This is a genomic window from Natronomonas sp., from assembly GCF_028274965.1.
Taxonomy (GTDB): Archaea; Halobacteriota; Halobacteria; order Halobacteriales; family Haloarculaceae; genus Natronomonas.
Genome location: NZ_JAQCNO010000010.1, coordinates 17,294 through 28,310 on the forward strand (window position 1 = coordinate 17,294; position 11,017 = coordinate 28,310).

General features: G+C 67.0%; 8 protein-coding genes. 2 read left to right on the forward strand and 6 right to left on the reverse strand.

From position 1 onward, the window contains the following. Positions 1-45: 45 nt before the first annotated feature. From Q0916_RS01485 to Q0916_RS01510, 6 genes are all read right to left on the reverse strand, one after another. A complete protein-coding gene (locus Q0916_RS01485; protein WP_299233383.1) occupies positions 46-3,084 on the reverse strand; it encodes an FAD-binding and (Fe-S)-binding domain-containing protein in 3,039 nt (1,012 codons plus the stop codon). Between the two features lie 109 nt (positions 3,085-3,193). After that, positions 3,194-3,799, reverse strand: a complete 606-nt coding sequence (gene sod, locus Q0916_RS01490) for a superoxide dismutase (protein WP_299233386.1) — start codon at positions 3,797-3,799, stop codon at positions 3,194-3,196. 111 nt (positions 3,800-3,910) lie between these two features. After that, positions 3,911-5,308, reverse strand: coding sequence for a cryptochrome/photolyase family protein (locus Q0916_RS01495; protein WP_299233389.1), 1,398 nt, complete (start codon positions 5,306-5,308; stop codon positions 3,911-3,913). A gap of 93 nt (positions 5,309-5,401) precedes the next feature. Then, complete coding sequence (locus Q0916_RS01500; protein ID WP_299233392.1) at positions 5,402-6,337, reverse strand: thiamine pyrophosphate-dependent enzyme; 936 nt, start codon at positions 6,335-6,337, stop codon at positions 5,402-5,404. A 2-nt stretch (positions 6,338-6,339) separates the two neighbouring features. Next, positions 6,340-8,226 carry a 2-oxoacid:acceptor oxidoreductase subunit alpha gene (locus tag Q0916_RS01505; protein ID WP_299233395.1) on the reverse strand — a complete coding sequence of 629 codons (1,887 nt, stop codon included), beginning with the start codon at positions 8,224-8,226 and terminating at the stop codon, positions 6,340-6,342. Positions 8,227-8,373: 147 nt separating this feature from the next. Next, on the reverse strand, positions 8,374-9,423 hold the full coding sequence (locus Q0916_RS01510; RefSeq protein WP_299233398.1) for a zinc-dependent alcohol dehydrogenase family protein: 1,050 nt from the start codon (positions 9,421-9,423) through the stop codon (positions 8,374-8,376). A 160-nt stretch (positions 9,424-9,583) separates the two neighbouring features. On the opposite strand from Q0916_RS01510, the gene Q0916_RS01515 reads away from it, so the two are divergent. Both Q0916_RS01515 and Q0916_RS01520 read left to right on the forward strand, forming a co-directional pair. Further along, positions 9,584-10,183: an AsnC family transcriptional regulator gene (locus tag Q0916_RS01515; RefSeq protein ID WP_299233401.1), complete on the forward strand. Its 600-nt coding sequence runs from the start codon at positions 9,584-9,586 to the stop codon at positions 10,181-10,183. A gap of 253 nt (positions 10,184-10,436) precedes the next feature. Then, a partial coding sequence (locus Q0916_RS01520) for an archaellin/type IV pilin N-terminal domain-containing protein (protein WP_299233404.1) occupies positions 10,437-11,017 on the forward strand: 581 nt, incomplete at its 3' end.

An 11,017-nucleotide genomic window follows, 5' to 3' on the forward strand; every position in this document is an offset into this window, starting at 1 on the left:
GGTAGGCGTCGTTCCGGCTAAAAGCGTGGCGGCTCGCGGCGCGGATCAGGCGAGCGCCTCGCGGAGCTTCTCGACGGGGTGGGCGGGCCGTTCGCCCTCGAAGTCGTCGTCCGCGAGTTGGGACCGACACGATGCCCCGGGCGCGACGACCGTGTCGCCGGGGCTCTCTTCGAGTTTCTCGTGGAGGATCTCGCCGATGGCCTTCGAGAGCTCGTAGTGTTCGTCCTCGTACCCGAAGGAGCCAGCCATGCCGCAACACGACGAGTCGAGCGCGTCGACCTCGTATCCCGCGGCCGAGAGCGCGGCGGCGGCGTGGTGGTCGCGGTTCAGCGCCTTCTGGTTGCAGTGGCCGTGGTACGACACGTGCTCGGCGGGGGCGTCGAACGCCACGTCGTCGGTGACCCGGTAGGTGTTGAGGTACTCACAGACGCCGTAGGCGGCGACGGCGAGGTCCTCAACGCGGTCGTCAGAGAGCAGGTCGACGTACTCGTCTTGGAACATCACGGCGTCGGAGGGCTCGACGAACAGGACGGACCAGCCGTCCTCGACGTAGGGGTACAGCGCCTCGAGGTTCGTCTTAGCCCGCGATTCGGCCGCGTCGAGAAGCCCCATGGAGAACGCCGCCCGCCCGCTGGCCGCGATGTCGTCGCGGTCGGCGACGCGGACGTGGACGTTCGCCGCCTCGAGCAGTTCGACGGCGGCTTTGCCCGGCTCGGGGTAGTTGAAGTTCGTGTAGGTGTCCGGAAAGAGGATCACCCGGTCGTCGGCCTCGGCCTCCGAGACCCGCGGGCCGCGGGCCTCGAACCACTCGGTGAGCGTCTCACGCGAGAACGTCGGGAGGTCCCGCTCGGGGGCGATACCGAGGACCGTCTGTGCGACGAGGTCGGCCCCCGGCAGCTTCTGGGCCCAGTTCGAGACGGGCGCGAGGGCGCTGCCGATCGCGTTGACGGTGTCGACGTTGCCGAACAGCTTCGAGCGGAGGCTCGTCCCCTTCTCTTGATGGTAGTCGTGTTTGAGTTCGGCTTTCAGTTTGGCGAAGTCGACGCCGGTCGGGCAGTCGGACTTACATCCCTTGCAGCCGACACAGAGGTCCAACACCTCCTCTTGGAACCGATCGGAGTAGATCTCCTCCTCGGGGAGTTCGCCGCTGATGGCGGCCCGGAGCGTGTTCGCCCGGCCCCGGGTCGTCTGGACCTCCTCGCGGGAGGCCCGGAACGTCGGACACATCGTGTTCTCATCGGTCTGTCTGCAGGTCCCACAGCCGTTGCACAGCTCGACGAGATCGGAGAAGCCGCCCTCCTCGGAGAAATCGAGTTTGGTCTGGGGCTCGATCGACTGGTAACTCGACCCGTACCGGAGGTTCTCCCGCATGTCGGCGCCGATGCCGCGGTCGCTGTCGGGGCCGATGTCGTCGGCGTCCTCCCGGTAGACGACGTTGCCGGGGTGCATGTCCCAGGCGGGGTCGAAGGCGGTCTTGACCTCCTTGAACGCGTCCCAGAGGTCCTCGCCGTACATCTTGGGGTTGAACTCGGTGCGGGCCATCCCGTCGCCGTGTTCGCCAGAGAAGGAGCCGTGGTGTTTCAACACCAGGTCGGTCACGTCGTCCGTGATCGAGTGCATCTTCTCGATGTCCTCGTTCGTCTTGAGATTCAGGATGGGCCGGATGTGGAGGGTCCCGCTGCCGGCGTGTGCGAAGTACGCCGCCGAGGTGTCGTGGTCCTCGAGGACCCCCTCGAACTCCGTGACGTACTCGGCGAGTTCCTCGGGCGGGACGGTCGCGTCCTCGATGAAGGGGTATGGCTTCGGGTCGCCCTCGAGACTCATCAAAAGCGGGATCGCGGCCTTCCGGAGCGACCAGATGTCCGTTTGGGCCTCGTCGGTGTAGGCCTCGATCGCGTCGAAGGCCGTCCCGTTGGCGACGAAGTGGTCGTTCGTCGCCCCGATGGCCGCCTCGAAGTCGTCGTGGAGTTCCGAGTCGTACTCGAGCATGAGCGCCGCCGCCGTTCCCTCGGGGATCGGCTCGACGTACTCGCTGTAGCCGTCCGACTCGGCGGCGAGCCGGAACACCTCGTCGTCCATCAACTCGACGGCGCTGACGTCGAACTCGAGGGCCTCGGGGACGGCCTCCATCGCGTCGACGAGGTCGTCGAAGCAGTACAACACGAGCGCGGTCTCCTCGGGCACCGAGACGAGCCCGATGGTCGCCTCGACGATGACCCCGAGGGTTCCCTCGCTGCCGACGTAGAGCTTCGCGAGGTTGATGACCTCCTCGCCGTCGTCGTTCTCGTAGATGACGCGATCGAGGTTGTACCCGCTGACGCGGCGTTTGAGTTCGGGGTAGCGGGCCTCGATCTCCTCGTCGTGTTCCTCGACGAGCGAGCGGACCGTCCGGTAGATCGCCGCTTCGCGGTCGTCCTTCGAGACGATCGCGTCGTACTCGTCGCTGTCGAGGACGACCTCGCGGGCGTGCAGGAGCGATCCGTCCGAGAGGACCGCCTTGATCTCCTCGGTGTAGGCGTCGGTGATGCCGTACCGCACGGAGTGGGCGCCGGTCGAGTTGTTGCCGATGCCGCCGCCGACGGTCGAGCGGTTCGACGACGCCGGGTCCGGCGCGAACTTCAGGCCGTACTCGCCGAGTTTCTCGTCGAGGTCGTCCTGGACGATCCCCGGCTGGATGCGCGCGGTCCGTGTCTCCGGGTCGACGGCCAACAGCCCGTCCATGTGGCGGGACATATCGAGGACGACACACCCCGGGCCGACGGTCTGGCCCGCAAGCGACGATCCGGCGCCGCGGGGGAGGATCGGCGTTCCGTGCTCGACTGCGGTCCGGACCGCCGCCCGGACGTCGGCGATGTCCTCGGGGTAGACGACGCCGGCCGGTCTGGCCTGATAGATGCTGCCGTCGGTCGCGTACAGCACCTGTGCGTACTCGTCGAACCGGACGTCGCCGGCGACCGAGTCGTGGAGATCCGCCGCGAGCGCCTCGTACTCGGCGGCGATGTCGCCTGGTTCTCGGCTGAGCGTCGACGGATCGCCCGGGGGGTCCGCGGGCCTGACGGTCGGTTCTTGTTCATCGGCGGCCATAGGGGCCTGTCACGGCGTAGTATGCTAAAGCGTATCGATCAAGCGGCCGTTGGCCGGTGTCGCCGCTGTCGGACGCGGCCCAAAGAAGCGTGAGGGTGTGACTACGGCGCTACTGCTGGATGGCTCGCTCGTACTGCTCGGCGACGTTGTCCCAATCGACGACGTCGAAGAAGTTGTCGATGAAGCTCCCGCGGTCGGGGCCGTAGTCGTAGTAGTAGGAGTGCTCCCAGACATCGAGCGCCAGGATGGGGTGGCTGCCCCACAGGGCGCCCTGGTCGTGCTCGTCGACGACGAGGTTGCGGAGCTGGTCGGCGACCGGATCGTAGACGAGAAGCGCCCACCCGCTGGCGGCGCCTCCGGCGGCCTTGAACTCGCCTTTCCAGCCCTCGTAGGAGCCGAAGTCCTCCTCGATGCGGTCGGCGAGATCGCCCGACGGCTCGCCGCCGCCGTTGGGGTCCATGTTCTCCCAAAACAGCGTGTGCAGGTAGTGCCCGCTGCCGTTGTGGGTCACGTTCCGGATCGCGCCACCGGAGCTGCCGAACTCGCCGGCCTCTCGGTTCTCGGCGAGCGTCTCCTCGGCGGCTTCGATCCCGTTGACGTAGCCCTGGTGGTGGGTGTCGTGATGCCACGTCACGACCTGCTCGGAGATGGACGGTTCGAGGGCGTCGTAGTCGTACGGGAGCGGCGGCAGTTCGGGGTTGGAATGTTCACTCATTTATATCGGCCTCCAATTCAATTACACTCACCGAACGCTCTTAATAGTTCATGTAGACGTGGTACCACACCACGGGTTCGCCGGGGCGGCGCTCGGGGCGTCGGGGCTCGTTCAGTCCTCATCGCTTTCGCCTCTGGCGCGCTCGAACATCGCGAGGGCTCGCTCGCGGCGCTCGCCGTGGTCGACGATCGGCTCGGGGTACTCCGGGGCGGCGTTGGCCCGCTGTGTCGGCGTCAGTTCGTTCCAGTCGTGGATCACCTCTGGATCGACGCCCCGCAGCTCCGGGACGTACGTCGTTATGTACTCCGCGTCGGGGTCGTAGCGCTCGCCTTGGCTCATCGGGTTGAAGATCCGGAAGTACGGCTGGGAGTCGGTCCCCGTCGAGGCGGCCCACTGCCACCCGCCGTTGTCGTTGGCCGTGTCGTGATCGACGAGCTGCTCGCGGAAGTGATCGTAGCCGCGTCGCCAGTCGATCAGGAGGTCCTTCGTCAGAAAGGAGGCGACGATCATCCGCACCCGGTTGTGCATGTACGCCTCCTCGCGGAGCTGTCGCATCCCCGCGTCGACGATCGGATACCCCGTTTCGCCGCGCTTCCAGGCCGCGAGCAGCTCCTCGTCGTTCTCCCACTCGATCGGGTTCTCGTAGCTCTTGTAGTTTTGCGCGACGACCTCGGGGTTGAAATACAGCACGTGCGTGTAAAACTCCCGCCAGGCGAGCTGCGAGCGGAACTCCTCGACGGACTCGCGCGCCTCGCCGTCGGTCGCCTCGAGCGTCTCTCTGACCCGTCGGTCCACCTCGCGGATCCCGATCGTCCCGAACTTCAGATGCGGGGACAGCCGCGACGTCGCGTTTCTCGTGGGGTAGTCCCGGTCGGTCTCGTAGCGCCGCGCGCCGTCGGCGAGAAACGCCTCGAGCAGCTCCCGGGCGGCCGCGGTCCCCGCCTCGGGCACCGTCGCCGCCGGCGGATCAAAGCCCAACTCCGAGAGCGACGGGATCGGCGTCTCGTCGCCCTCGACGGCCGCGAGATCGGGGCTCTCCCGGGGCTCCTCCTTTTTGCGGTCGCGCCACTTCCGACCGAAGTAGGTGAACACGGAGTAGGGGTCGCCTGCGTTCGTCGTGATCGATCCGGGCTCGTGACAGATCGCGTCGTGGAACTTCTGTGGGGTCGTCTCCGCCCCGGCGAGCGCCTCGTCGACCCGCTCGTCGCGCTCGCGGGCGAGCCCGGAGTAGTCCCGGTTCCAAGAGACGAACTCGGCGTCGGTCTCCGCGGCGAGATCGGGGACGACCGCCGCCGGATCGCCGCGCCGGACGAACAGCTCCGAGCCGCGCTCGCGGTACGCCGTCCGGAGTTTCCCGAGCGCCTCGAGCATGAACGAGACGCGCGGCGAGCCCGCGTGTTCCAACACGGCGTCGTCGAAGACGAACAGCCCGGCCGCGGGGGTCGGGCCCTCCGCGAGGCCGCGGTTGTCCGCGAGTCGCAGGTCCCGTCGGTGCCAGTGGAGTCTCATCAACGACACGTGGGGTCGAGGTCGCCTAAATCCACGGATCGACGGTCGGCCGTCGGCCGCCGGTCCGGGGCCGGGACGACCGGAGGGGAGGGGCTACTTGTGGGCGTCCAGGAGGTCGTAGCTCCGCTCCCACTCGTAGGCGTCGTCGTGGTACCGCTCGGCGAGGGGCTCGTCGGGCATCTCGCCGATGGCCTGTTTCTCCTCCGTGTAGGAGAGCCGGTCGTCCTGTCGGTAGTACCGCCCGGTCAGGACCTCGCCGTCGTGAATCGCCAGTTCCGTGTCGTACATCATCTCCGAGGCCTCGCGGCGGTTCGTCACGTCGAACTCGTAGTCGTCGTTCTGCTGGATGTCGATGTACGGGACGTACTGCTTTGCGTCCTTGTTCCAGGTCGGACACTGCGTCAGGAAGTCGATGTGCGAGAAGCCGTCGTGTTGGATCGCCTCCGTCAGGATCTCCTGGGCCTGGTTCGGGTTGACCGCGGCGGTCCGGGCGATGTAGGACGAACCGGCGGTGAGAGCCAGCGACAGCGGCCTGACGGGGTCCTTCGCCGACCCGTGCGGTTGGGTCTTCGATTTGTGGCCCTTGGGGCTGGTCGGCGACGTCTGGCCCTTCGTGAGCCCGAAGATCTCGTTGTTGAACACGATGTAGGTGATGTCGTGGTTCTCGCGGGCCGTGTGGGTGAAGTGGTTGCCGCCGATCCCGTAGCCGTCGCCGTCGCCGCCCGCCGCGACGACCTCGAGGTCTGGGTTTGCGAGTTTCGCCGCCCGCGCGACGGGGAGGGCCCGCCCGTGGAGCGTGTGGAACCCGTAGCTGTCGAAGTAGCTGTTCAGCTTCCCCGAACAGCCGATCCCGGTCACGAGCAGGATCTCCTCGGGGTCCTTGCCGAGTTCGGACATCGCGCCTTTCAGCGCCTTCAGGACGCTGAAATCACCGCAACCGGGGCACCACGTGGCCTGGGGCTCGATGCCGGGGGTGTACTCCTCGCGCGCTACGTCTCGGTCCGCGTCGATGGCGTTGAATGCGCTCATGATTAATCACCTGCCGCGGGGACGAACCGCGTCGTCGTCGCCGGTTCGTCGCCCTCGAGGACGGATCTGAACCCCTCGACGATCTCGTGCGGTTCGAAGGGGTTGCCGTTGTACTTCAGGAGGCTGTGCATCTTCGGGCCGAAGCGGCCCAACTCCCGTTGGACGAGCCCGCGGAACTGACCGCTCGCGGTCATCTCGACGACGAGACACTCCTCGACGGACTCGAGAAAGTCGGTCACCTCCGCCTCGGGGAACGGCATCAGATCGGAGACGCCCATCGATTTGACGCTGTATCCGGCGTCGTCGAGTTCGTCGACCGCCTCCTCGACGGTGCCCTGCTGGCTGCCGAACGTCATGATCCCGTACGCCGCGTCCTCGGGGCCATAGAGGGTCTGGTGGCTGCCGTCGGCCTCCTCGAACTGCCGGCGGATCGAGTCGTGTTTGCCGAGGCGTCTATCGACCTGCGCGATGCGGTTGTCCGGGTCCTCGGAGATGTGTCCCTGTGGGGTGTGCTCGTTGCTCTCGGCGAGGAACCGGCCGCCCTTCTGGCCGGGGATCGACCGCGGCGAGACGCCGTTCTCGCCGGGATCGTGCCGGTAGCGGTTGAACTTCCCCGAGGAGTGGTGTGCGGCCTCGGCGAGTTCCGCCTCGGTCAGCGTCGCGCCGAGGTCGGGGTCGGGGTCGCGATCGAAGAAGGACTCGTCGACGTTTCTGAGCTCCCCGCCGATCTTCTGATCGTAGAGGACGATCGCCGGCAGGTGGTAGTCGTAGGCGATCTCGAAGGCCGCGCGGGTCTGCTCGTAGGCCTCTCTGACGTTGCCGGGCGCGAAGACGACGCGGGTCGAATCGCCCTGGCTGGCGTAGAGGACGTGCTCGAGGTCGCTCTGTTCGGGCTTCGTCGGCATGCCCGTTGCGGGTCCCGCCCGCATCGCCTCGACCAACACGACCGGCGTTTCTGTCATCTCCGCGAGCCCGAGCGGTTCGGACATGAGCGAGAACCCGCCCCCGGAGGAGCCGGACATCGCCTTCACGCCGGCGTGAGAGGCGCCGAGGGCGAGCGCCGCGGCGGCGATCTCGTCTTCGACCTGCTCGGAGATCCCGCCGACCTCGGGGAGGTACTTGCTCATCAGCGTGAACACCTCCGTCCACGGCGTCATCGGGTACCCGGAGATGAACCGACAGCCCGCGTCGAGGGCGCCGTAGGCGATGGCGTTGCTGCCGGAGAGCAGCACCTGCTGTTCGTCGTGCTCACCGCTCGGCATCCGGAGGTCGTGGGTGAACTCCGTGTCCGTGACGTCCTCGTAGGCGTCCTCGAGGATCTCGAGGTTCGTCTCTAGCACCTCCCCCGACATCGCGTCCGACATCAGGTCCTCGATGTGTCCGAGGTCGTACTCCAGCAGCGCGGCGGTCGCCCCGACGCCGGCCGTGTTCCGCATGACCTCGCGTCCCTTCTCGCGTGCTCGCGCACGCAGGTCGAGCGGGTACACGTGCCAGTCGTTCTCCTCGACGCGCGCCTCGAAGTCGGGGATCTCCTCGATGTCGATGAGCCCCTCGTCGTAGACGATGACGCCGCCCTCTCTGAGTTCGTCGAGGTTCTCGGCGATCGGTTTTGTCTCCTCGTCGCCGTAGTAGGCGTCCTCCTGTGGGTTCCGAGCGAAGGAGTCGCCGAGCGCCAACAGGAAGTTATACCCGTCGCCGCGGGACCTGATCGGTTCGGTGCCCGCCCGCACCTCGACGTACGTGTGGCCGCCGCGGATGCGCGAGGGGTAATGACGGTGCGTGAACACGTGGAGCCCCGAGCGCATCAGCGCCTTCGCGAAGTTCTGGCTCGTGGAGTCGATCCCGTCGCCGGAACCGCCCGCGATCCGCCAGACGATTGTGTCAGACATTTGTATCACTCCGCCCGACTGGGCGTTGGTCGGTGTTCGTATGGAGACAGTAAAAGCGTTTGCTACCCGTTGTCATAGATTAATAATGATATAGGTGTATTAATCAGTATCTACACGGCCGGTACGGAAGGGCCGTCGCCGGTCGGGTCAGCCGTCGTGCGGCGTGACGAGCACCTTGATCGCCTCGCGGTCGCTCATCGCGCGGTACCCCTCGGGAACGCCCCCGAGACCGACCGTGTCGGTGAGCACCGGCGACGGGTCGAGCGTCCCGCCGAGGACGTCCGCGAGCAGTTCGTCCGCGTAGGCGCGGACCGGTGCGATCCCGCCGCGGAGCGCGACGTTCCCGCCGAACAGTCCGAACACGTCGAGTCCCTCCCGCTCGACGCCGTGGGGGACGCCGACGTAGCCGACGGTTCCGCCGTCGCGACAGATCTCGATCGCGGCGTTCATCGCCGAGGCCGCGCCGACGCACTCAAGCACGTGGTTCGGGCCGCCGTCGGTGAGCTCTCGGGCCCGCTCGATCGCCGTCTCGCCGCGGGCACAGACGGTGTCGGTCGCGCCGAACTCCGCGGCCAGATCGAGTCGGTCGCGGTGGTGTCCGACGGCGACGATCCGTTCGGCCCCGAGTCGTCGGGCTGCAAGGACGCCACAGAGCCCGACGGCCCCGTCGCCGACGACGACACAGCTCGATCCGGGGCCGACGCCGGCGCTCACGGCGGCGTGATGCCCCGTTCCCATCACGTCGGTCAGCGGCAGGACGGCCCGGAGCGTGTCCTCGTCGTCGGCGTGGCGATCCGGGATACGGACGAGGGTTCCATCGGCGTGTCGCGCTCGGACGTACTCGCCTTGAGCGCCGCCGTTGTCGCCGCCCCAGGAGTCGCCGTTCACACAGGAGGTGTGCAGCCCCTTCCGGCAGAACTCGCAGAACCCACAGCTCATCTTGAAGGGCGCGAACACCCGATCGCCAGGGGCGACCGAGCGGACGTCATCGCCGACCGACTCGACGATCCCCATCGGCTCGTGGCCGACCGCCGATCCGGTGTCGCGGTCGCTGTCGCCGCGGTAGAACCACAGGTCCGACCCGCAGATCGCGGTGTGTGTCACGCGGACGATCGCGTCCGTCGGCGATTCGATCTCCGGGCGGGGGACGTCCTCGATCCGGATGTCTTCCGGGCCGTGGTAGATCGCGGCGCGCATACGTCTTTGAGAACCCGAGGGCTGAAGAAACCACCTGCCACACCTGCCGAGACCGCGCCGGATGCCGAGACAGCTGTTCGTACTCGCGTACGCGAAACAGAAAACCACCGGAGACGTGGAACGGACGGGGGTATTTGCGTTCCGCCGCACAAGCGGAGGTATGCGCGATCTCGACGACACCGACCGGGCGCTGCTCCGACTGTTGCTCGAGGACGGGCGGGCGTCGTACGCGGACCTCGCGGAGGCCGTCGGGCTGTCGCCGCCGGCGGTCAGCGACCGGATCGACCGGCTCTCGGAGTTGGGCGTCATCGAGCGCTTCACCGTCGACATCGACCGCTCGGCGCTCCGGGGCGGGGTCCGGGTGGCGGTCACGCTCGAGGTTGCGCTGGGCGAGGCCGCCGCGGCCCGGCGGGCACTGAGCGGCCTCGAGGAGGTCGAACGCGTGTTCGAAACCGCCGACGGCCGGCTGTTCGTCGTCGCAACGGTGCCCGACGCGGACGTCTCGGGGATCATGGGGGCGATCGAACCCGACGCCGTCGAGTCCGTCGACGTGACCCCGCTCGCGGCCGCCGAACGGCACCCATCGCTCGGCGAGGCGACGCTCAGCCTCGAGTGCGTCGAGTGCGGCAACAGCGTCACGGCCGAGGGCGTCAGCGCCACGATCGACGGCGAGCGCTACGAGTTCTGTTGTGAGTCCTGTCGGTCCCGGTTCGAAGCCAGATACGAGAAGCTCCGCGAGGGGGCCAAAGACGGCCCGTAGGATCGAAACCCGACCGCGAGGGGAGACGGAGACGCGTCGGGGCACGGCGAGGACCCGAGGACGCGGCGTCGATCAAGGCGAGTTCTGCTATCGTATTTGAACCTTTTGACCGAATTAGCCGGGGATTCGGGGGCGGATACGGGCGTGAAGTCCGTTCTCGTCTTTAGTAGGGGTAGATGCGAATAGCCGGTAACGTCCGAGGCGAATCCCCAGCGCGGTGCGGAGGGGGGTCGGCGGGCGTGCAATAGAAAGCATGTTCGAAGAATACACAGCAAGTGAGGAACGCGGTCAGGTCGGGATCGGTACCCTGATCGTCTTCATCGCGTTGGTCCTCGTTGCGGCCATCGCCGCCGGCGTTCTCATCAACACCGCCGGGTTCCTCCAGACGCAAGCACAGTCCACCGGAGAAGAGAGCACCGAACAGGTCTCGACCAACCTCGTCTTCCTCAGCTCGACCGGAACGGTGACCGAGGACGGGAGCGGCGACCCGGCCGGAGTCAAGTCGTTCAACACGACCGTCCAGTTGGGTCCGGGATCGAGTTCGATCAACCTGAACGACTCGACGATCTCCGTGTTCACCGATAGCGGCGATTCCGTCGAGTTCGACGGCGTGGACGAGTCCGGGATCGATCTCCAGGGTTCGGAGGTGCTGAGCACCGACTCGAGCGACGAGGACGCAACGGCAACGCTCGAGTTCGATATAGATAGTGCAGGCATAGGTGAGGATCTCGATGGCGATACTTCCAACTCAAATGGGCTCGCGGCGGGAACGACAGTTGATGTCGTGATCACGACGCCATCGGGCACGCAGGCCGAAACCAGCTTCATCATCGA

Bases quoted from the DNA above. Each gene is read 5' to 3' on its own strand.
- Q0916_RS01485 (WP_299233383.1), bottom strand. From the start codon at position 3,084: ATGGCCGCCGATGAACAAGAACCGACCGTCAGGCCCGCGGACCCCCCG.
- sod (WP_299233386.1), bottom strand. From the start codon at position 3,799: ATGAGTGAACATTCCAACCCCGAACTGCCGCCGCTCCCGTACGACTAC.
- Q0916_RS01495 (WP_299233389.1), bottom strand. From the start codon at position 5,308: ATGAGACTCCACTGGCACCGACGGGACCTGCGACTCGCGGACAACCGC.
- Q0916_RS01500 (WP_299233392.1), bottom strand. From the start codon at position 6,337: ATGAGCGCATTCAACGCCATCGACGCGGACCGAGACGTAGCGCGCGAG.
- Q0916_RS01505 (WP_299233395.1), bottom strand. From the start codon at position 8,226: ATGTCTGACACAATCGTCTGGCGGATCGCGGGCGGTTCCGGCGACGGG.
- Q0916_RS01510 (WP_299233398.1), bottom strand. From the start codon at position 9,423: ATGCGCGCCGCGATCTACCACGGCCCGGAAGACATCCGGATCGAGGAC.
- Q0916_RS01515 (WP_299233401.1), top strand. From the start codon at position 9,584: ATGCGCGATCTCGACGACACCGACCGGGCGCTGCTCCGACTGTTGCTC.